The 20,546-nt window shown below is 74.4% G+C and carries 17 protein-coding genes; 7 read left to right on the top strand and 10 right to left on the bottom strand.

Annotation, left to right across the window (positions count from 1 at the left end):
* Positions 1-28: 28 nt before the first annotated feature.
* The 3 genes from AC24FB_RS06090 to topA form a co-directional block, all read right to left on the bottom strand.
* Positions 29-1,291, bottom strand: a complete 1,263-nt coding sequence (locus tag AC24FB_RS06090; RefSeq protein WP_425714396.1) for a DNA polymerase III subunit delta' — start codon at positions 1,289-1,291, stop codon at positions 29-31.
* A complete protein-coding gene (tmk, locus tag AC24FB_RS06095; protein WP_425714395.1) occupies positions 1,288-1,968 on the bottom strand; it encodes a dTMP kinase in 681 nt (226 codons plus the stop codon). Before tmk ends, AC24FB_RS06090 begins: the two co-directional genes overlap by 4 nt.
* A gap of 62 nt (positions 1,969-2,030) precedes the next feature.
* A complete protein-coding gene (gene topA / locus AC24FB_RS06100) occupies positions 2,031-4,769 on the bottom strand; it encodes a type I DNA topoisomerase (RefSeq protein WP_425714394.1) in 2,739 nt (912 codons plus the stop codon).
* A 155-nt stretch (positions 4,770-4,924) separates the two neighbouring features.
* Between topA and rlmC the strand changes: the two genes are divergently transcribed.
* Entirely contained in the window at positions 4,925-6,070 is a 1,146-nt protein-coding gene (gene rlmC, locus AC24FB_RS06105; protein WP_425714393.1) for a 23S rRNA (uracil(747)-C(5))-methyltransferase RlmC, read from the top strand.
* 9 nt (positions 6,071-6,079) lie between these two features.
* On the opposite strand, the gene AC24FB_RS06110 is transcribed toward rlmC, so the two are convergent.
* The 4 genes from AC24FB_RS06110 to AC24FB_RS06125 are packed head-to-tail and all read right to left on the bottom strand — an operon-like array spanning position 6,080 to position 12,440.
* Positions 6,080-7,096 carry an LLM class flavin-dependent oxidoreductase gene (locus tag AC24FB_RS06110; RefSeq protein ID WP_425714392.1) on the bottom strand — a complete coding sequence of 339 codons (1,017 nt, stop codon included), beginning with the start codon at positions 7,094-7,096 and terminating at the stop codon, positions 6,080-6,082.
* A gap of 50 nt (positions 7,097-7,146) precedes the next feature.
* Positions 7,147-8,586, bottom strand: a complete 1,440-nt coding sequence (gene mtr, locus AC24FB_RS06115; protein ID WP_425714391.1) for a mycothione reductase — start codon at positions 8,584-8,586, stop codon at positions 7,147-7,149.
* Complete coding sequence (locus AC24FB_RS06120) at positions 8,583-10,133, bottom strand: methyltransferase (RefSeq protein ID WP_425714390.1); 1,551 nt, start codon at positions 10,131-10,133, stop codon at positions 8,583-8,585. Before AC24FB_RS06120 ends, mtr begins: the two co-directional genes overlap by 4 nt.
* A gap of 9 nt (positions 10,134-10,142) precedes the next feature.
* Positions 10,143-12,440, bottom strand: a complete 2,298-nt coding sequence (locus tag AC24FB_RS06125) for a sodium-translocating pyrophosphatase (protein ID WP_425714389.1) — start codon at positions 12,438-12,440, stop codon at positions 10,143-10,145.
* Positions 12,441-12,749: 309 nt separating this feature from the next.
* Between AC24FB_RS06125 and AC24FB_RS06130 the strand changes: the two genes are divergently transcribed.
* The 3 genes from AC24FB_RS06130 to AC24FB_RS06140 are packed head-to-tail and all read left to right on the top strand — an operon-like array spanning position 12,750 to position 15,592.
* Positions 12,750-13,721 carry a hypothetical protein gene (locus tag AC24FB_RS06130; protein WP_425714388.1) on the top strand — a complete coding sequence of 324 codons (972 nt, stop codon included), beginning with the start codon at positions 12,750-12,752 and terminating at the stop codon, positions 13,719-13,721.
* On the top strand, positions 13,721-14,638 hold the full coding sequence (locus tag AC24FB_RS06135) for a hypothetical protein (RefSeq protein ID WP_425714387.1): 918 nt from the start codon (positions 13,721-13,723) through the stop codon (positions 14,636-14,638). Before AC24FB_RS06130 ends, AC24FB_RS06135 begins: the two co-directional genes overlap by 1 nt.
* A gap of 15 nt (positions 14,639-14,653) precedes the next feature.
* Positions 14,654-15,592, top strand: coding sequence for a hypothetical protein (locus AC24FB_RS06140; RefSeq protein ID WP_425714386.1), 939 nt, complete (start codon positions 14,654-14,656; stop codon positions 15,590-15,592).
* Positions 15,593-15,643: 51 nt separating this feature from the next.
* Here the strand turns inward: AC24FB_RS06140 and AC24FB_RS06145 are convergent, their stop codons facing one another.
* Both AC24FB_RS06145 and AC24FB_RS06150 read right to left on the bottom strand, forming a co-directional pair.
* Positions 15,644-16,498 (bottom strand): ABC transporter permease, encoded by an 855-nt coding sequence (locus tag AC24FB_RS06145; protein ID WP_425714385.1) that lies wholly within the window; start codon positions 16,496-16,498, stop codon positions 15,644-15,646.
* On the bottom strand, positions 16,495-17,430 hold the full coding sequence (locus tag AC24FB_RS06150; RefSeq protein ID WP_425714384.1) for an ATP-binding cassette domain-containing protein: 936 nt from the start codon (positions 17,428-17,430) through the stop codon (positions 16,495-16,497). The genes AC24FB_RS06145 and AC24FB_RS06150 overlap by 4 nt, the downstream gene beginning before the upstream one ends.
* Before the next feature lie 93 nt (positions 17,431-17,523).
* Between AC24FB_RS06150 and AC24FB_RS06155 the strand changes: the two genes are divergently transcribed.
* From AC24FB_RS06155 to AC24FB_RS06165, 3 genes are all read left to right on the top strand, one after another.
* Positions 17,524-18,294, top strand: coding sequence for a TetR/AcrR family transcriptional regulator (locus AC24FB_RS06155; RefSeq protein ID WP_425714383.1), 771 nt, complete (start codon positions 17,524-17,526; stop codon positions 18,292-18,294).
* 59 nt (positions 18,295-18,353) lie between these two features.
* Positions 18,354-19,031: a hypothetical protein gene (locus tag AC24FB_RS06160; protein WP_425714382.1), complete on the top strand. Its 678-nt coding sequence runs from the start codon at positions 18,354-18,356 to the stop codon at positions 19,029-19,031.
* A 103-nt stretch (positions 19,032-19,134) separates the two neighbouring features.
* Positions 19,135-19,797: a GOLPH3/VPS74 family protein gene (locus AC24FB_RS06165; protein WP_425714471.1), complete on the top strand. Its 663-nt coding sequence runs from the start codon at positions 19,135-19,137 to the stop codon at positions 19,795-19,797.
* Between the two features lie 7 nt (positions 19,798-19,804).
* Here AC24FB_RS06165 and AC24FB_RS06170 read toward each other — a convergent pair whose 3' ends face one another.
* The gene (locus tag AC24FB_RS06170) at positions 19,805-20,539 is read right to left on the bottom strand and encodes an anaerobic ribonucleoside-triphosphate reductase activating protein (RefSeq protein WP_425714381.1); all 735 of its coding nucleotides are present in this window, start codon (positions 20,537-20,539) and stop codon (positions 19,805-19,807) included.
* Between the last annotated feature and the right edge of the window lie 7 nt (positions 20,540-20,546).

The following is a 20,546-nucleotide window of genomic DNA, read 5'->3' on the forward strand; positions in this document are numbered from 1 at the left end:
CCCGCGGGGGGCCGCCGGCGCCGACGCCTCAGACGCGCTCGAGGTCCGTGCCGGACCACAGCTCGACCATGAGCGCCTCGGTCGCGAGCAGCGGCGGCACGTTGAGCGTGAGCCGCGTGCGGGCGGTGGAGACGGCGTCGAGGCGCCGCAGCGTCGTCTCGGCGGTGGAGCCGCGGGCGAGCTCGGCCACGACGTCGGCGGCCGCGGTGTTGACGGGCTCGACCGTGGAGCCGAGCTGTCGCAGGAGCACGTCCCGGTAGAGGGACATGAGCGCCAGCAGGGAGCCGTCGAGGACGTCGCGCTGCGCGCGGGTGGTGCGCCGCTTCTGGTCCTCCTCGAGCTGGCGGACCTGGGCGCGCAGCGCCGGCGGGAGCCGCCCGCCGTCCTCGGCCCCGAGGGTGCGCAGCAGCTCGGTGCGCTCGGCGGCGTTGCGGTTCTCGGTGGACGCCGCGGCGTCGGCGGCCGCAATCTCCACGAGGTGGGCGGCGGCGAGGACGGCGTCGCCCACGGACCGGAGCTCGAGCGGGACCCGCAGGAGGTCACGGCGCCGCTCCCGCGCGTCCTCGTGCAGGGCGAGGCGCCGGGCGAGCCCGATGTGGGACTGGGCGGCGTGGGCGGCCTCGAGCGCGACGTCCGGGTCGGCCCCGTCCCGGCGCACGAGGAGGTCCGCGACGGCGGCCGGGTCGGGGATACGCAGGTGGATCGACCGGCACCGCGAGCGGATGGTCGTGACGACGTCCCGCGGGCTCGGGGCGCACAGCAGCCACACGGTGCGCGGCGGGGGCTCCTCGATCGACTTGAGCAGGAGGTTGGAGGTGCGCTCGACCATCCGGTCGGCGTCCTCGACGACGACGACGCGCCACCTGGACGACCCGGGTGCGCGCTGCGCGAGGGTGACGAGCTCGCGCACCTCGTCGATCGAGATCGTCACCTTCTCGGTGGCCAGCACCGTGACGTCGGCGTGCGTGCCCGCGAGCGCGGTGGTGCAGGCGGCGCACTCGCCGCAGCCGGGCTCGCCCGGGGCCGTGCACATGAGCGCGGCGGCGAAGGCGCGGGCCGCGACCGAGCGGCCGGACCCCGGCGGTCCCGTGACGAGCCAGGCGTGCGTCATCCGTGCACCGACGGTGTCGCCACCCGCGGGGGCCGGGGCCGCTGCGGCGGTGGCCGGGGCGTCGGCGGAACCGGCGGAGAACTCGTCCCCGGTCTCGTCGGCGCCTCGCGCGGCGAGGGCGGCACCGCGGAGCGTCTCCACGACGGCGTCCTGCCCGACCAGGCCGTCCCAGACGCTCACGGCCGGTCACCGTCCCCGCCAGTGTCCGCGTCCGCGCCCGGAACGGCGCCGGGCGCCGCGCCCCCGAGCACCCTCTCGACGGCGACGCGCACCCGCGCGTGCACCTCGTCCGGCGTCCCGGCGGCATCGACGACGACGACCCGGTCCGGCTCGGCCGCCGCGATCCGGAGGAACTCCTCGCGCACGCGGAGGTGGAACGCGTCGCCGGCGCGCTCGAGGCGGTCCGGCTCCCCGCCACGGCGGGCGGCCGCGACGGTGGGATCGACGTCGAGCAGGATCGTCAGGTCGGGCGTGAGCCCACCTGTGGCCCACGCCGAGAGGTCACGCACCTCGCCCGGCCCGAGGTCCCGGGCGGCCCCCTGGTAGGCGACGGAGGAGTCGACGAAGCGGTCCGTGACGACGACCGCGCCGCGCTCGAGGGCCGGGCGGACGAGCGAGGCGACGTGGTGGGCGCGGTCGGCGGCGTAGAGCAGCGCCTCCGCGCGGGGGTCGACGTGCTCGCCATGGAGGATGAGGCGGCGGATCTCGGCGCCGAGCGGCGTCCCGCCGGGCTCGCGCGTGGCGACGGCCTCGCGCCCCCGCGCCACGAGCCAGGTGAGGAGCAGGGCCTGCTGGGTCGACTTCCCCGCGCCGTCGCCCCCCTCGAGGGAGATCAGCAGTCCGACGGGTGCGCTCACCGGGCCAGGGTAACGACGCCGGCCCACACCGATCGCCGCAGCACCGACACCTGTGGACGGAACTACGACGTCCCCGTCGTCGGCTTCTTGGCCGCCGGCTTCCGCGCGGCGGGCTTCTTCGCCGCGGGCTTCTTCGCAGGCGCCTTCCGCGCCGGCTTCTTGGCCGGTCCCTTCGCCCGCTTCTCGGCGAGCAGCTCGTAGGCGCGCTCGTTCGTCAGCGTCTCGATGGGGTCGTCCTTGCGCAGCGTGGCGTTCGTCGTCCCGTCGGTGACGTAGGGACCGAACCGCCCGTCCTTGACGATCACCGGCTTCTCGGAGACCGGGTCGGTGCCGAGCTCCTTGAGCGGCGGCCGGGCGGTCGCTCCCCGGCGGCGCTTGGGCTGGGCGTAGATCTCGAGGGCCTGCTCGAGGGTGATGCCGAAGATCTGGTCCTCGGTCTCGAGCGAGCGCGAGTCGGTGCCCTTCTTGAGGTAGGGCCCGTACCGGCCGTTCTGGGCGGTGATGTCGTCCCCGCTCGTGGGGTCCTGGCCGACCACGCGGGGCAGGGAGAGCAGCTTGAGCGCGTCGTCGATGCCGATCGTCGACAGGTCCATGTCCTTGAACAGCGAGGCGGTCCGCGGCTTGGGCTGGCCCGGCTTCTTCCGGCCGGACGCGGTGCGCTCCGGCTCGGGCAGGACCTCGGTGACGTAGGGGCCGAAGCGCCCGTTCTTCGCGATGATCGTATGGCCCGAGTCGGGGTCGGTCCCGAGCTCGCGCCCGTCGTCGGCCTGAGCCTCGAGCAGCTCCTTCGCCTTGGCCACGGTCAGCTCGTCGGGGGCGACGTCGTCGGGGATCGACGCCCGGCGGCCCACCGGCGCGGCGCCGTCCTCCCCCGGCTTCGCGTCCGCGGCCGGCGCCTCCTCGACGTAGGGACCGTAGCGGCCGACTCGGACCGTGATCCCCTCGCCGATGTCGATCGAGTTGACGGCGCGCGCGTCGATGTCGCCGAGGCCCTCGACGAGGGCGCGCAGGCCCTCGCGGCCCTCGCCCCCGCGGTAGAAGTGGGTGAGCCAGTCGACCCGGTCGAGGTCGCCGGACGCGATCTTGTCGAGGTCGTTCTCCATCTCCGCGGTGAAGTCGTAGTCGACGAGCCGCGGGAGGTTCTCCTCGAGGAGACGGACCACGGAGAACGCGAGCCAGCTCGCCACGAGCGCCTGGCCGCGGCGCGTGACGTACCCGCGGTCGGTGATGACGCCGATCGTCGCGGCGTAGGTCGACGGGCGGCCGATGCCGCGCTCCTCGAGCGCCTTGACGAGCGAGGCCTCGGTGTAGCGCGGCGGCGGGGAGGTCTCGTGGCCGGACGCCTCGGCGCCCTGGACCTCGAGCACGTCCCCGGCGGAGACGTTGGGCAGGCGGGCGTCCCCGTCGGCGTCGCCGTGCCGTTCGGCGTCGCGCCCCTCCTCGTACGCGGCGAGGAAGCCGCGCTCGGTGATGACGGTGCCGGACGCGGTAAGGATCGCCCGGTCGGCCTCGGCCGGGCTGCCGGCGAGGTCGGCGGCGACGCGCAGCGTGGCGGTCGACCCGGTGGCGTCGATCATCTGCGAGGCGACGGTGCGCTTCCAGATGAGGTCGTACAGGCGCAGGGCGGCCGGGTCGAGCTGGGTGGCCACCTCGTCCGGGGTGCGCATCTGGTCGCCCGCGGGCCGGATCGCCTCGTGCGCCTCCTGGGCACCCTTGGCCTTGCCCGCGTAGTACCGCGGCTTGTCCGGGATGCTCGCCGGGCCGTAGAGCTCGGTGGCCCGGCGGCGGGCCGCCCCGATCGCCTCGGACGAGAGGTTCGTCGAGTCGGTCCGCATGTAGGTGATGAAGCCGTTCTCGTACAGCCCCTGGGCCACGCGCATCGTCTCGCGCGAGGCGAGGCGGAGCTTGCGGGAGGCCTCCTGCTGGAGGGTCGACGTGGTGAACGGCGCCGCCGGCCGGCGACGGTACGGCTTGGTCTCCACGCCCTCGACGGCGGTGGTCGCCTCCTTGAGCGCCTCCGCCACGGTGGTCGCGGCGGCCTCGTCGAGCACGACGACGTCGCGGGCACGCCCGGTGAGCTCGCCGTCGTCGCCGAAGTCGCGGCCCGTGGCCACGCGGGCGCCGTCGAGCTCGAGGAGCTTGGCGTCGAACGTCTCGGGGGCGTCGGTCGCGGAGTAGGTGCCCTTGACGGACCAGTAGGACGCGGCGCGGAAGGCCATCCGCTCGCGCTCCCGCTCGACCACGAGGCGCGTGGCGACGGACTGCACGCGGCCCGCGGACAGGCCGGAGCGGACCTTGCGCCACAGCAGCGGGGAGACCTCGTAGCCGACGAGGCGGTCAAGGATGCGGCGGGTCTCCTGCGCGTCGACGAGCGGGGCGTCGATCTCGCGCGGGTTCTCGAGCGCGCGGCTGATCGCGTCGTTCGTGATCTCGTGGAAGACCATCCGGTACACGGGGATCTTCGGGTTGAGCACCTCGTGGAGGTGCCACGCGATCGCCTCGCCCTCGCGGTCCTCATCAGTGGCGAGGTAGAGCTCGTCGGCGTCCTTCATCTTGCGGCGGAGCTCGGCGACCTTCTTCTTCTTGTCGGCGTCGACCACGTAGTAGGGCTCGAAGTCACCCTCGACGTCCACGGCGAACTTCCCGTACGGGCCCTTCTTCATGTCCGCGGGCAGCTCGGAGGGCTGCGGGAGGTCGCGCACGTGCCCGATCGAGGCCTCGACCTCGAAGTCGGGGCCGAGATAGCCGCCGATGGTGCGGGCCTTGGCGGGCGACTCGACGATGACGAGCTTGCGGGGCATGCGCGGGAGGGTCCTTTGCTGTGGCGTGAGGGGGCGGGGCGCCGGAGGGTCTGTGGCCGACGGTAACAGCGCGTCGGCGCACCGCTCCCGGTCGCCCGGTTCCTCGGATGGTAGGCGACGGCGTCAAGCGGGTCGTTCGGGGCTACCGTGCGCGGGTGAGGTGCGAGTACTTCGACGACGGCCGCTGCCGCTCGTGCACGTTCCTGCGCACCCCGTACGAGAAGCAGCTCGCCACCAAGGTGGCGGGCCGGCGAGAGCTGCTGGACTCGGTGCCGGCAACCGCGTGGCTCGAGCCGGTCGCATCCGCGGACGAGTGGTTCCGCAACAAGGCGAAGATGGTGGTCGCCGGGACGACCGCGGCGCCGACGCTCGGGATCCTCGACCCGGCGGGCGCCGGGGTGGACCTGCGCGGATGTCACCTCTACCCGCCGCCTATCACCGAGGCCCTGCCGGTGCTGGCGGGCCTCGTCACGCGCGCGGGCCTCACCCCCTACGACGTGCCCGGGCGGCGCGGCGAGCTCAAGCACGTCCTCGTCACGGTCTCGCCGGACGGGGAGCTGATGGTCCGGTTCGTGCTCCGCTCGCGCGACCGGCTCGGCCGGATCCGGCGACACCTGCCGGAGCTGTTCGCGGCCCTGCCGAACCTCGCCGTCGTCACGGTCAACCTGCTCCCCACCCATGTCGCCCTGCTCGAGGGCGACGAGGAGATCGTGCTGACCGAGCGGTCGGTGCTGCCGATGCGGCTCTCGCTGCCCGGCGGACCGCTCGACCTCGAGCTGCCGCCGCGCTCCTTCTTCCAGACGAACACGGCGATCGCCGAGGCCATGTACGGCCAGGCGGCCGCGTGGGCGGCGGAGATCGGGCCCACGACGGCGTGGGACCTGTACTGCGGCGTGGGCGGGTTCGCGCTCGCGATCGCCGGCGGGTCACCCGCCACCCGGGTCGTGGGGATCGAGACGTCGGCGGACGCGATCACCGGCGCGCGCGGCGCCGCCAGGCGCGCCGGTCTCGACTCCCGGGTGAGCTTCCACGACGGCGACGCGACCGCCTGGGCCGCGGCGTCGTCGTCGGCCCCGGACCTCGTGGTGGTCAACCCGCCCCGGCGCGGGCTGTCCGCGGAGCTGGCTGCGTGGCTCGAGGGGTCGGCCACGGGGCACGTCCTCTACTCGTCGTGCAACGCGACGACGCTCGCGCGGGACCTCGCGCTCATGCCGTCGCTCGGGCCGGTGGCGGCGCGGCTGTTCGACATGTTCCCGCACACGGCGCACGACGAGGTCATGGTGCTGCTCGAGCGGGCGTGAACGGGCGGCTCAGTCCCGCCCGAGCGCCGGCGCGACGTGCGTGACGATCGACTCGAGCAGCGCCGCGTTGTAGTCCACGCCCAGCATGTTGGGGACCGTGACGAGCAGGGTGTCGGCCGCCTGGACGGCGGCGTCGGAGGCGAGCTCCGCGGCGACGACGTCGGGCTCTCCCGCGTACGTGCGGCCGAACCGGGCCCGCACGCCCTCGAGCACGCCGACCTGGTCCTCGCTCTCCTCGCTGCGCGAGCCGAAGTAGCGGTGGTCGAGGTCGGAGACGATCGGGAACACCGAGCGTGAGACTGACACCCGCGGGGTCCAGTCGTGGCCGGCCTCGGCCCACGCGTCGCGGAAGACCTGGATCTGCTCGGCCTGGAGCTCGTCGAAGGGCACGCCGGTGTCCTCGGTCAGCAGGGTCGAGGACATGAGGTTGTACCCCTCCTCCGCGGCCCACCGCGCGGTGGCCCGGCTGCCCGCACCCCACCACAGGCGACGGTCGAGCCCCTCGGACAGGGGCTGGACCGCGAGCGGCACGCTCTCGCCGGTCTGCTTCGGGTCCGACATGACGACCCCGGCGCCGCGGATCGCCTGCCGCGCGATGTCCGCCTTGGTCCGGGCGACGTCCGCCATCGACTCCCCCTCCGGGGCCCGGTAGCCGAATGCGCCGGCGCCGTCGAGGGCGGGCTCCGGTGAGCCGCGCGAGATGCCGAGCTGGAGGCGGCCGCCCGCGATGAGGTCGGTGGCCGCGGCCTCCTCCGCGAAGTAGAGCGGGTTCTCGTAGCGCATGTCGATGACGCCGGTGCCCATCTCGATGCGGGAGGTCCGGGCGGCGACGGCGGCGAGCAGCGGGAACGGGGAGGCCAGCTGCGGGGCGAAGTGGTGCACCCGGAAGTAGGCGCCGTCGATGCCGATCTCCTCGGCCGCCTCGGCGAGCTCGATGGACTGCAGATGGGCGTCGGCGGCCGTGCGGACACCGCTGCCGCCGATGTCCCGCCAGTTGCCGAAGGAGAGGAATCCGATGCGCTTCACGTGAGGGTCAACGGATCGGGCGGCGCGATGTTCCCGGGCGCTCGCAGCGATCAGGCGCCGGTTCGGTCGAGCTCGAGCCCCAGCAGCGCGTTCTCGGTGACCTCGGGCAGGGCCGGGTGGATCCAGTACTGCTGCGTCGCGACCTCACGGACGTCGAGGTCGAACGCGAGGACGGTGATCATCTGTTGGATGAGGGTCGACGCCTGTGGCCCCATGTAGTGCGCGCCGAGCAGCTTGCCCGTGGTCCGGTCGGCGACGAGCTTGGCGATACCCGTGGTGTCCTCCATGGCCCACCCGTAGGCGACGTCCCCGTAGGACTGCACCTTGACCACCACGTCGTGCCCCGCGGCCCGCGCGTCCTCCTCGGTCAGCCCCACGGTGGCGATCTGCGGGTGTGTGAACACGGCCGCAGGCACGTGCTCGTGCGGCATGGGCCGCAGGTCGCCGGGGTGGAGCAGGTTGTGCGTGACCGCCCGGGCCTCGGCGTTGGCCACGTGCTTGAGCATGTACGGCGAGGACACGTCGCCGAGGGCCCACACCCCCTCGGCCGAGGTCGAGCGGCCGTACTCGTCGACCGACACGCGCCCGTCCGCCGTCGTCGCGACGCCCCCGGCGCCGACGTCGAGCCGGTCCCCGTTGGGCACCCGCCCGGTCGCGACGAGCAGCACCTCGCCCGACGCGGTCGTCCCGTCGTCGAGGCTCAGGTGGACCTCGCCGCCCGACTCCGCGACGTCGGTGACGGCCCGGCCCGCGCGCACGTCCCACCGCTCCTCGGCGATCTCGTTGAAGCGGTCGCGCAGGTCGGCGTCGAGGTGCCGCAGGAGCGGGGACCGGCTGACGATCGTCACCTCGGTGCCGAGCGACTCGAAGACGTGCGCGAACTCCATGGCGATGTAGCCGCCGCCGAGGATGACGATCGAGGCCGGCAGCTCAGGCAGCCGCATGATGTCCTCGTTCGTGCTGTACCGCACGCCCGAGGCCTCGATCGCCTCGGGCACGAACGGCCGCGAGCCCGCGGCGACGACGACCTGGTCGCCGGAGATCACCCTCGACCCACTCCCCTGCCCGGTGCGCAGGGTGCGGTCCCCGACGAACACGGCGTGCTGGTCGTAGACGTCGATGTTCGGCGTGCGCGGGCCGCGGCGGTACTCCTCGCCCCCGGCGGCGATCGGGTCGATGCGGCGCCCGAAGACCCGCTCGACGATGCCGGGCCAGTCCACCGAGTGCACGTGGGCGTCGAGCCCGAGCCGGCCGGAGGCGGCCACCTCGTGGGCGACGTCGGCGGCGTAGACGTACATCTTCGTCGGGATGCAGCCCACGTTGAGGCACGTGCCGCCGAACCTGCCCTCCTCGACGATCGCGATCGACGTCTCGTCCATCTCCGGCCCGGGGATCGAGTTGCCGGACCCGGTACCGATGATGATCAGGTCGTAGTGCGCATCCACGGCTGGTTCTGCGGGCTCGGAGGATGTGGCGGGCGAGGCGCTCACGGGTGCTCCTTCTCGGGGTGGTCGGTGGTGGGGACGAGCATCCCGGTGACGAGCAGCTCGCGCAGCCACCAGGTGAGCTCGGCGCGCAGATCGGTCGCGGGCACCTCCAGCAGACCCGCCACCGCGTCGACGAGGACCCCGAGCGGCAGCTCCCCGTCGCACGCCCCGACGACGGCGGACAGGCCCGTCGTCGCGCGGATCGTGCGCGCGTACCCGCCGCCCTGGACGAGCTCGATGACCTCGGGCTCGGCCGCGCCGGGGCGGTGGTGGCGGACCTCCGTGACGTCGGGGGCGACGAGGAGGGTCGTGGCGAGCAGTGCGTCGTCGTCGTCGAGGGCGGGCCGAAGGCGCGCGACGGCGTCGAGGACCGCGGCCACGTGGTCGCCGAGCCGCCCGCTGCCGAGGCCCTGCGCGTCCTCGAGCCGCCGCCAGGGCGCACCCGCCGGCTCGTCCACGCCGGGCCTTCGCACGGTCACGTGCCCCATCCCGATCGCGGTCACGCCGCGCGCCTCGAGGTCACCGAGCCACCGCTCGGCGGCCGCCTCGAACGCCGCGCGACCCGCGGCGGGGTGCGTGCCGCCGTCCCGCAGCCAGGTGTCGACGTAGGTGGCGGGGTCGATCGAGTCGCGCCGGACGACCCACAGGTCGAGCGCAGGGTCCACCCAGCCGCCGACGCGCGCGGTCCAGTCCTCACCGGCGCGCTCCTCCCAGTTCGCAAGCAGCTGGGCGGTCCCGCCGGGCTCGATGTGGTCGCCGACGCCGCGCAGCAGCTCGGCCACGAGGGCGTCCCCGGGGGCCCCGCCGTCGCGGTACGTCGCCCCCTCGCCCGTGCGCCCGGAGACGACGAACGGCGGGTTGGAGACGATCCGGTCGAAGCGTCCGCGCGCGGGGGCGAGCAGCGAGCCGAGGCGCGCGTCGACCGCGAGGCCGGAGAGGTCGGCGCCGAGGCCGGTCAGGGCGAGGGCGCGGGGGTTGACGTCGGTGGCGACGACCCGGGCACCGGCCGCGGCGGCGCGCAGGGCGAGGTAGCCGCTCCCCGTGCCGACGTCGAGCACGCGGTCCCCGGCGGCCGGCCGCACGGCGAGGGCGTCGAGGGTGGTCGTGGCGGAGCCGATCCCGATGACGTGGTCGGACGCCGGCTCGCGGCCCGGGACCAGCGGGTCGGAGACCGCCCAGCCGGTGCGCTCCCCCAGGTCGACCGGGCGGACGGTCACGAGCGGGGTGACGCTCTCGCCGTCGGACTCCGCGATCCCGAGAGCGACGAGTACGACGACGAGGGACGGATCGTCGGTGCCGTCGCTGGAGAGATCCTCGGCGCGGACGCTCTCCCCGAGCACGAGCAGCCGGACCCAGGCCGCGAGCTCGCGGTCGCCCGCAGGGCTCGCCCCCTCCTCAGCCGCGCGCTCGAGCGCGCGCAGCGCGGGCGCGCGGTTCCCCGAGGCGAGGAGCGACTCGGCGAGCGGGCCGAGGAGGTGAGCGACGCCGTCGGGCGTGAACCCGACCCGGCGCCAGGCGGCGGCGAGGACGTCCTCGGGAAGCTCGGGCACCCGTCGAGACTACGAGAGTCCCGCCTCGGCGAGCTCGCGCTGCTCCTCGCGCACCGCGCGCCGGCGCGAGAGCAGGACCGCCCCGACGGCGACGGCACCGGCCACCGTGGCGAGCGCGATCCGCAGGGTGTGGTTGGCGTCTGCGGGGACGGACCACTGGACCACGAGCGGCGCGATGAGCAGGGCGACGAGGTTCATCACCTTGATGAGCGGGTTGATGGCGGGACCGGCGGTGTCCTTGAACGGGTCGCCCACGGTGTCACCGATGACGACGGCCTCGTGCTGGGCGCTGCCCTTGCCGCCGTGGTGGCCGTCCTCGACGATCTTCTTCGCGTTGTCCCACGAGCCGCCGGAGTTCGCGAGGAAGACGGCCATGAGGACGCCGGTGGCGATGGTGCCGGCGAGGAACCCGGCGAGCGGGCCGACCCCGAGGCCGAAGCCCACGGCGATCGGGGCGAGGGCGGCGAGGAGGCCGGGCGTGGCGAGCTCGCGCAGGGAGTCGCGGGTGCAGATGTCGACGACCTTGCCGTACTCCGGGCGCTGCTCGCCGGTCATGATGCCGGGCAGGTCGCGGAACTGGCGGCGCACCTCGCGCACGATCGCGCCGGCGGAGCGGGTGACGGCGTCGATCGTCAGGCCCGAGAAGAGGAACACGGTGGCGGCGCCGAGGATGACGCCGACGAGGGTGACGGGGCTGATGAGCTCGTAACTCATCATCGCGCCGACGATGCCGCCGGCCTGGGCGCGTCCGTCGGCGGCGAGGTCGGCGACTGCAGTGGAGACGACGTCGGCGTACGAGCCGAACAGGGCGGTCGCCGCGAGGACCGCGGTGGCGATGGCGATGCCCTTGGTGATGGCCTTGGTCGTGTTGCCCACGGCGTCGAGGTCGGTGAGGATCTGCGCGCCCTCCTCGTCGACCTCGCCGGACATCTCGGCGATGCCCTGGGCGTTGTCCGAGACGGGGCCGAAGGTGTCCATGGCGACGATGACGCCGACGGTGGTGAGCAGGCCGCAGCCGGCGAGCGCCACGAGGAACAGGGCGAGCCAGACGGAGCCACCGGCGAGCAGGAAGCAGCCGCAGATGGCCGCGGCGATGACGCCGGCGGTGTAGACGGCGGACTCGAAGCCCACCCCGATGCCGGCGAGGACGACCGTGGCCGCGCCGGTCCGGGAGGTGGCCGCGACCCGCTGCGTGGGGCTCGTGCCGGTGCCCGTGTAGAAGCCGGTGAGCCAGAGGATGACGCCGGCGAGCGCCACGCCGATGAGGACGGCGAGCGAGGCGACGACGCGGGGGTCGTCGATCGGGACGTCCGTGATCGCCCCCGTGGTCCCGAGCGTGTCGGCGAACGAGGCGGGCAGGTAGGCGAACGCGGCGATCGCGGCGAGGACGACGCCGGCGACGGCCGCCGTGTAGAACCCGCGGTAGATGGCCTTGAGCCCGGACTCCGCCCCGCGCACGCGGGTGGTGAGCACGCCGAGGACGGCGACGACGGCGCCGACCGCGGTGACGAGGAGCGGCAGGATCATGCCGTGCTCGCCGAGGGCGGCGCGGCCGAGGATGAGGGAGGCGACGAGGGTGACGGCGTAGGACTCGAAGAGGTCGGCCGCCATGCCGGCGCAGTCGCCGACGTTGTCGCCCACGTTGTCCGCGATCGTCGCGGCGTTGCGGGGGTCGTCCTCGGGGATGCCCTGCTCGACCTTTCCGACGAGGTCCGCGCCGACGTCGGCCGCCTTGGTGAAGATGCCGCCGCCCACGCGCATGAACATGGCGAGCAGCGCGGCACCGAAGCCGAAGCCCTCGAGCACCGTGGGGGCCTCGGGGCCGTAGACGATGACCGTCAGCGCGGCGCCGAGCAGTCCGAGCCCGACGACGCTCATGCCGACGACGCCACCCGTGCGGAAGGCGATCCGCGCGCCGTCGGCCCGGCCGTCCGCGCGGGTCGCCGCGGCCGCCACGCGCACGTTGGCGCGGACCGCGAGCCACATGCCGAGGTACCCGATCGTCGCGGAGAACACGGCGCCGACGAGGAAGGCGACGGACCTGCCGATGCGCACGTCCATGTCCCCCGGCAGCAGCAGGAGCAGCCCCGTGATGACGACGACGAACAGCCCCAGCGTGCGGAACTGGCGCGCGAGGTAGGCGGATGCCCCCTCCTGGACGGCCCTGGCGATCGAGACCATGTTCTCCGAGCCGGTCTGCTCGGCGAGCACCTGGCGGCGCAGCACGAGGGCGAAGGCGAGCGCCCCGATGGCGAGCACTCCGACGCACACGGCGATGACGAGGGACGAGGTCGACAGATCCTGCACGGGTCCTCCACGGTGAGGAGCGCCGCGGACGGCGCTGACGAGAGCCGTTCCCGGGGGCCGTCGGCGGCATCGTCGCGGCCGCCCCCGGGGCCGGCTGATCTTCGTTGGAGACTAACCGAACTCGGCGGGCGCGTCGTCCCTGGTGGGCGTGGCACGCCGACGGGAACCGGCATGGCCCGCCGGCCGCAACGCGTGGCACACGCCGACGGCGACGGTCGTGGCCTGCCGACGGCAGGGGCAGGGCTCCCCGGTCAGCGCTCCCCCGGGACGGCGTTGTGGAGCGCACGGCGCTCGGCCATCCTGCGGTGCATGACCGTCCCCCCAGTCCCGCGACCACGCACCCGGCGCGCCGCGGTGGTCGCCGCGGCGATCGCCGCGCTGCTGCTGCCTGCGTGCGCGGGGGCGGACGAGGGGTCGGCCGGCGGCGACGGTGGCGCGACCGCGCCGGGGACCGGCGGGTCGACCGCACCGGGGACCGGGGGAAGCTCCGCGCCGGGAACCGGCGGTGCGTCCGGCCTCCCTGCGCCCTACGGCGAGCCGGTCATGTCCCGTATCGCGCTCGAGCCCCGCTGCGAGGGAGGGACCGCGACCGACAGGCCGGAGACCCAGATCAGCCTCCCGGACGCGCCGCGGGGCGCCGACGGACGGACGGCGATGCCCTCGACGGCCACCGCTTCGACCCGTCGGGCCGACTCCGCGGTCCACGCGGTCCGGGCGGTCCACGCGGCCCACGCCACCAGTCCGCGCACCTTCATCCCCCCGGCCGACGGGGTCGTCGAGCAGGTCGCCGTCGACGTCGTGTCCCCTCCCACGGACCCTGTGCTCGAGCTCGTCATCACCCTCACCGGTCCCGGCGGGGAGCCCCGCTACGAGGCCGAGACCGCGCGGATCTGGTTCCGACCGGCGAACGACGAGGGACCCAACCGGGGGTTCGTCGTCGTCGACGGTGAGATCGTCGACCCTGTGCCGTTCGACAAGCCACTCGTCGTCTCACCCGCGGGTGGCACCACACGGATCGAGGTGGCCCCGTACGGGTGCCCGACGGACCCTCCGCCCCCGACCACGGCAGGCGACCCGTCACCGGTCCTCATCGCCGAGCCGCTGCCCGACGGCGACTACCTCATGGTCGTCGAGGGCACCGCGGAGCCCGTCGAGCGGCAGGACGACGACCCTGGCCTCTACACGAGCTGGGCGGTGGAGCCCATGCCGGTCACGGTGACCGACGGAGTGGTCTCGGGCGTCGGCTACGACGGCCCCAACGCGGAGGAGGAGCAAGGCTGATGGGTACCGACACGGGTGGCAGGAACCGGTTCGCCCTGCGGCGCCGGGGGTTCGCGGTGCTCGGCGCGGCGCTGCTCCTGGCCGGGTGCGGCGACACGGAGGCGCCCGGGACGCGAGGGGGCGGCGGGTCCGGGGGCTCCGACGGGTCGGGCGTGACGAACCTGCCCGCCCCGTACGGCGAGCAGCTGACGATGAGCGGGAGCGCGGACGGCCTGTGCGGCACCGAGACGCGCATGACCGCCGACATGTACATCGACTGGCCCGGCACGACCGGTCCGAGCGGCGGCGGGAGAGGCGAGCAGGACACCGAGCGTGGCCCCGTGCAGGTGGGTGCCCGGCTCCCGGATGAGGCAGGGGCCGTTCCGGCCGCGAGCGCACAGGCGCACCCAGCACGATCCGCGGCGCCCTCCCCGCGGTCGCGGATCATGCCGGACGAGGGGATCGTCGAGGAGGTCGGCGTCGAGGTCGTCTCCGACCCGGGCGACCCGGTCCTCCGGCTCGAGATCACCCTCACCGGCCCCGAGCGGGACGACCCCTACCTCACGGAGTCCCTCTCGGTCTCCTTCCTCACGACCGACGACGACCAGCGATGGGTCGGCTTCGCCGCGCACGACGGCGAGCTCACCCAGCGCCTCCCGCTCGACGAGCCGATCGCGCCGTCCCCCGAGGGGACGACCACCACGGTCGAGGTGGTGCCGGTGGCCTGCCCCGACGGCGATGCGACGAGCTTCACGGCGGACCCCCTCGCCGACGGGAGCTACGACCTGTCGATCTTCGGCAGCCTCGCGCCCGCCGAGGAGCCGGAGGACGGCCGCACCGGGCACGCGATGTGGGGGCAGGACCACACCAGGGTCACCGTCACCGGCGGCGTCGTCGACGGCGCCGGCTACGACGGACCGAACTCGTACGGGAACTGACGACAGGAGACGACGATGTCGAGAGCGATCGCCCGCCGGACGGCGACAGCGCCAGGCCCCGCGTGGACGCGGGGACTTCCCGCGCTGGCTGCCCTCGCTCTCCTCACTGCCTCGTGCGGTGGCGGGACGGACGAGCCCACCACGACCGGAACCGGCACGGGCCCCGCGGAAGGCACGGAGAGCACGGAGGACGGCCCGGAGGAGCCGATGGTCGAGGTCACCGACGTGGCGCGCACCGAGTGCGGCCGGACCTGGGAGGAGGCGTACGGCAGCGGCGCCTCGGACGGCACCGACGGCGAGATCGACGGCTCCGCGCCGGCGGGCACTGACACCGGGGCGGCCGGCGCGCACGCGGGCGGACCGGCCGACGTCGCCGAGGTGGTGGACGACGGGAGCCACCGGGCCGCACCCGTGTCGGCAACGGTGCGCACGGCCGCCCCGCCGCCGGACCCCGAGCTCGTCCAGACCTACGAGCGTCGGGTGCTCCCCGAGCGCACGGCCGACGGCGTGCTCGCGCTCGAGCTCACCCTCCATGGTCCCGAGGACGCGACCTCCACGCAGCGCCTCGAGGAGGTGTCCGTCGAGATCCGCGACGCGGAGGCCCTGCGATGGGTCGGGCACGCCGTCGTCGACGGCGCCGTCAGCGCCGCCGTCCCCGCGGAACCGGCCGTCGACGTCGGCTCCGAGCCGGCAACCACGACCATCGAGATCGAGCCGTGGGCCTGCCCTGCCGAGCTCGCCGCGGAGGACGAGGCGGCCTGGGACCGACTGCCCGACGGCGACTACCAGCTCGTGCTCCGGGGTGACCTGGAGCCGGAGCCGGGGCAGGCGTCCGGCCCGCGAGGAACCTGGTCGACGGACCACATCCCGCTGACGGTCGAGGACGGCGAGCTGCACGTGGCCGACACGAGGTACCCGCACGACAACCAGTACCTCGTCACCGGCACGGGCTGAACGGCGACCGCCGCGCGAGCGTCAGCCACGCGGACGCCGGGCGAGCGAGCGTCAGCCGCGCGCCCGGCGCCTGAAGAGGGACGCCGCCAGGACGACACCGACGAGCGTGGCGCCCGCGAGCCAGAGTGCGGCGAGCCACCCGGCGTCGCCCACCGGCTGGTCGAGGAGTAGCCCGCGCAGCGTCTGGACCACCGGAGTCATCGGCTGGTGCTCGGCGAAGACGCGCAACGCCCCGGGCATCGACTCCGCCGGGACGAACGCGTCGGACGCGTACGGCAGGAAGAGGGCGAAGAACGCGAACGCGCCGGCGGCCTGCGCCGAGCGCACGAGGAGCCCCCAGACGACCCCGAGCGCCGACAGCGCGAGGATGTAGCCGGTCACCAGAGCGAGCACCAGCAGCCAGTCCGACGGCGAGGCCGCCGGCCGGAACCCGACCGCTACGGCAGTGAGCAGGGCGACCGCCGTCGTCACGAGGTTGCGAACCACCGAGGCGACGACGTAGGCGGACGGCACCGTCCACGACGCGACCGGGAGGGTGCGGAACCGGTCGACGATCCCGCCGGTCATGTCCTCGGCCACGCCGACGGCGGTGTTCGCCGCGCCGTACCCGGCGGCGAGCACGACGATCGCGGGCGCCACGAAGTCCACGTAGGAGAGGTCGGAGCCCCCGAGGTCGATCGCCCCGCCGAACACGTAGACGAATGCGAGCGTGATCATCACCGGCAGAAGGAGCGAGACGATGATGCCGTCGACCTGGCGGAGCTCGCGAAGCAGCGAACGGTGGGTGAGCAGTGCGAGGTCCCCGAGCGCGTGGCCGCGGCGGGACCCGTCCGATCCCGCGTCCGGTGGTCCCGACCGGGAGTCGGTCCGGGACGCGGTGGCGAGGGCAGTGGTCGGCGTGGTCATGCGCGGGCTCCTGTCAGGGTGAGGAAGACGTCGTCGAGGGTGGGGCGGCGCAGGTCGACGTCGTCGACCTGGAGCCCGGCGTCCGCCAGGACGGTGAGCGCCCGGCGGAGGTGGTCGGGGTCCGCGAGCGGGAGCTCGATCCCGGCCCGGTCGCCGATGGATCCCTCGACGGCGACGGCCGCCGGCCCGAGGAGCACGGCCGCCCGGGCGGCATCGCGGATCGGCAGGGTGAGCGCGAGGCGGTCGGTCCCGACCTGTCGCTTGAGGGCCGCCGGGGTGTCGTCCGCGACGATCTGCCCGCCGTCGATGACGGCGATCCGGTCGGCGAGCTGGTCGGCCTCCTCCAGGTACTGGGTCGTCAGCAGGATGGTGGTGCCGCTCGCGCTCAGCTCACGCACGACCGTCCACAGGTCCGCGCGGCTGCGCGGGTCGAGGCCGGTGGTCGGCTCGTCGAGGAAGAGGATGCTCGGCCGGGCGACCATCGAGGCCGCCAGGTCGAGCCGGCGCCGCATGCCTCCGGAGTAGGTACCCGCCGGCCGGCGTGCGGCGCCCGTGAGGTCGAACGTCTCGAGGAGCTCGGCGGCACGCCGTCGGGCGCCGTTCCGACCGAGACCGGTGAGCCCGCCGAACAGCAGGAGGTTCTCCTCGCCGGTGAGCAGGGGGTCGACCGTGGCCTGCTGGGCGGTGAGGCCGATCCGGGCGCGCACCTCCGGCCCCTCGTCCACGACGTCGAACCCCGCCACGCGCACCGTGCCCGCGTCGGCGGGGAGCAAGGTGGACAGGATCCGCACGGTCGTCGTCTTTCCCGAGCCGTTGGGGCCGAGGAGGGCGAGCAGCCCGCCCTCCTCGACCGTGAGGTCGATGCCCTGCAGGACGCGTGCGGCGCCGAAGGATCTCTCGAGGCCCACGACCTCGATGGCTGGTGCCGACATAGGTGCTCCTTATTGCGTATTACCTACGGTGTACTTCATACGCTAATGCCGGTGGCGGGCGACGTCTAGGGTGATCGCGAGGTGAGGAGGGACATGTCCGCAACGGACGACGAGGCGGCGGACGTCCTGGCGGCGATGCCAACGGGCCTCGCCCGGCAGTGGGGGTTCGTCGAGCCCTCCCGCCGTGGGCCGAAGGCCCGCCTGAGCTTCGCCCAGGTCGTCGGCTCCGCCGTGGCGATCGCCGACGAGGCGGGACTCGACGCGGTCTCGATGGCCGCGGTCGCGAGCCGGCTCGGCGTGGCCCCGATGTCCCTCTACCGGCACGTGGACAGCAAGGACCAGCTGCTCGAGGCGATGGCGGACGCCGTCCTCGACGAGCCACCTGAGGTCGGTGACTCGGGCTGGCGCCGCTACCTCGCCGGCTGGACCCGGGCGAGCCGCGACCAGCTGATCACCCGCCCGTGGCTCGTCGACACGCCGCGCAACGGGCCGCCGCTGGGACCGAGGTCGATCGCGTGGCTCGAGCACGGGCTGCAGGGACTGCGTGGCACCCCGCTCGACGGCGGCGAGAAGATCAACGTCCTCACCACGCTCAACGCCTACGCGTTCTCCGAAGCGTCCCTCGCCGTGGCCATGGGTCGGGCCGCCGGTGCCCGCGCGGACGCGGGACTCGCCGAGGTCGAGGCGTACGGCAGGCTCCTCGCGGCGCTCGCGTCCACGCGCGGCCTCGACGAGGTGGCGGCGGTCGCGCGGGCCGGGGTGTTCTCGGGCGGTGAGGAATGGCTTCTCGACTCCGACTTCGTGTTCGGCCTCGACCTCCTGCTCGATGGTGTCGAGGCGTTGGTCGCACGCCGGACCGGCTGACGGACCTCTCCCCTCCCACGCCGTGCCACGCGCTGTCGCCCCTCCGGCACGATGACCGCATGGCATCCCACTCGGCACTGCCCACGCAGCGTCCCCGACGCTCCGCCGCACTCCTCGCCGCCGCGGGCTCGGCGCTCGCCCTGGCCGCCTGCACCGGCGGGCCGCAGGGCACGGGCGGACCGGAGGAGCCGGACACACCGTCCAGCGCCGCGCCGAGCGACGTCGCCTGGACCCAACGAGCGGTCGAGGTCTGCGGCACCCCGATCGACGAGGTCTACCGGCCCACGGGGGACACCTCGGCCGTCGACCACGTCGCGGTGACGCTCCTCGACGGCTCGACGTCCGCGCAGCTCGAGATCGAGGTCGAGCTCGGCGGCCCGGGCTACGACTCGATCGACCTGTTCGCGAGCGACGTCTTCGTCGTCCTCGTCGACCCGGCATCAGGTTCCGTGTCCGCCGTCATGGCCGCCGAGGGGGAGGCCGTGACGTTCACCGAGCTCGCGGACCCGATCGAGATCGGGGCCCCGGCCGAGAGCACGACGACCGCGGTCCCGGTGCCCTGCGGGGACCACGCACCGACCGACCAGGTCGGTGTCGAGCCGCTGCCGGACGGCGACTACGAGCTCGTCGTCGAGGGCGATCTCTTCTCCCCCGGCGCGGCGTTCGAGCAGCCGATCAGCTGGGCGGCCGAGCCGTTCCCGATCGAGGTCGCCGGCGGCGCCGTCACCGCCGGCTGAGCCCGACGACGGGCGCAACCGCGGGCGTGGCCACCGGCCGAGCCGACCAGGACGTGCGCGGGTCAGGGGCCCGCACCCTGACCGGCGCTACCGTGTCGGTGTGATGCTCCTCGCGGAAGACCTCACCCTGCTCCTGCTCGACGACGACTCGGGCCGGTTCACTGCGCACTCCTCCCTCGACGCCGCGCTCGGCGGCGCCCTGCTCGCCGAGCTCGCGCTCGGCGGCTGGGTCGTCATCGGGGACCCCTCGGGCATGTTCAAGCGGTCGACCGTCCGCCCGACCGACGCGCCGGCCCCCGGGCACCAGGTCCTCGCCGAGGCGCTCGCCGAGGTCGCGGCCAAGGAGCGCTCGACGAACGAGCTGGTCACCCGCCTCGGCCGGGCCGCCAAGGAGCCGTTGCTCGAGTCGCTCGCCGCCCGCGGGATCCTGCGCCGCGAGCGCGGCCGGGTGCTCGGCCTCTTCCCGTCCACGACCTGGCCGACCGCCGACGCCACCCACGAGCAGCAGATGCGTGCGGCGCTCACCGACGGCATCGCCACCGGCAGGGGTGACGAGCGGGTCATCGCCCTCCTGTCCGTCCTCTCGGCGATCGACATGGCGCACAAGGTGCTGCCGGTCGACGGGCTCGGCAACCGCGAGATCCGCCGCCGCGTGCGGGAGATGGCCGAGGGCGACCTGTCCGCCAAGGCCGTGAAGGACGCGGTCGGCGCCATCGACGCCGCGGTCACCGCGGCCATCGTCACCGCCACCGTCACCTCCAGCTGAGCGCGGCTCAGGCGGGCCGCACGCGCAGCTCGCCCGGCCAGGCCGACCGCACCTCCGCGGTGAGCCGGTCGAACCAGCCCGGACCCACCACCGCCGAGGCGCCCCCGAGCGCGGCGCCGAACTCCTCGGTCGTGCCCCGGGCACGCGCCTCCTGCAGCGCGAGCACGGGCACCCCGAGAGAGTCGAGCCGGCGCGCGAGCTCGACCGCCCGGTCGGCACCGGCCCCGCCGGGGTGGACGGTCAGTCGGACCTCGAGCTCCAGGGGTCTTGCCCGGCGGGCGGCGAGCGCCAGCTCGAGGCTGCGCCACGCACGGCGGCCGGACCCGCCGCGGCCGACCACCACCGGGTAGTCCTCGGGCATCGCCTTGACGTCGAGCCCGAGGAACTCCAGGTGCGGCAGGACGGCGGCGAGCCGGTCCGGGTACGCGCCGGCGGTGTGCAGGCCGACGCCGAGGCCCGCCGCATGCACCTCGCGCACCGCCGGCAGCAGGGCCGGCTGCCGCGTGGCCTCCCCACCGGAGAACACGACGCCGTCGAGGAGGCCGCGGCGCCGACCGAGAAGGTCCCTCACCCGTTCCCACGGGACCTGCCCCGGGATCCGGGGGTCGATGAGCTCCACGTTCTGGCAGTAGCCGCACGCCCACGGGCACCCCTGGGTGAACACCGTGGCCACGAGGTGGTCCGGCCAGTCCACGCCGCTCAGAGGCACGAGGCCGGCGAGCTCGAGGTCGTCAGCGCTCACGGGCGCG

It is taken from the genome of Georgenia sp. Z1344 (assembly GCF_057652375.1).

What these genes read in the sequence shown, in the direction of transcription:
- AC24FB_RS06135 (WP_425714387.1), top strand. Translation starts at nt 13,721, where the DNA reads ATGGGTACCGACACGGGTGGCAGGAACCGGTTCGCCCTGCGGCGCCGG.
- AC24FB_RS06145 (WP_425714385.1), bottom strand. Translation starts at nt 16,498, where the DNA reads ATGACCACGCCGACCACTGCCCTCGCCACCGCGTCCCGGACCGACTCC.
- AC24FB_RS06160 (WP_425714382.1), top strand. Translation starts at nt 18,354, where the DNA reads ATGGCATCCCACTCGGCACTGCCCACGCAGCGTCCCCGACGCTCCGCC.
- AC24FB_RS06140 (WP_425714386.1), top strand. Translation starts at nt 14,654, where the DNA reads ATGTCGAGAGCGATCGCCCGCCGGACGGCGACAGCGCCAGGCCCCGCG.
- AC24FB_RS06130 (WP_425714388.1), top strand. Translation starts at nt 12,750, where the DNA reads ATGACCGTCCCCCCAGTCCCGCGACCACGCACCCGGCGCGCCGCGGTG.
- AC24FB_RS06155 (WP_425714383.1), top strand. Translation starts at nt 17,524, where the DNA reads ATGTCCGCAACGGACGACGAGGCGGCGGACGTCCTGGCGGCGATGCCA.
- topA (WP_425714394.1), bottom strand. Translation starts at nt 4,769, where the DNA reads ATGCCCCGCAAGCTCGTCATCGTCGAGTCGCCCGCCAAGGCCCGCACC.
- AC24FB_RS06165 (WP_425714471.1), top strand. Translation starts at nt 19,135, where the DNA reads ATGCTCCTCGCGGAAGACCTCACCCTGCTCCTGCTCGACGACGACTCG.
- AC24FB_RS06150 (WP_425714384.1), bottom strand. Translation starts at nt 17,430, where the DNA reads ATGTCGGCACCAGCCATCGAGGTCGTGGGCCTCGAGAGATCCTTCGGC.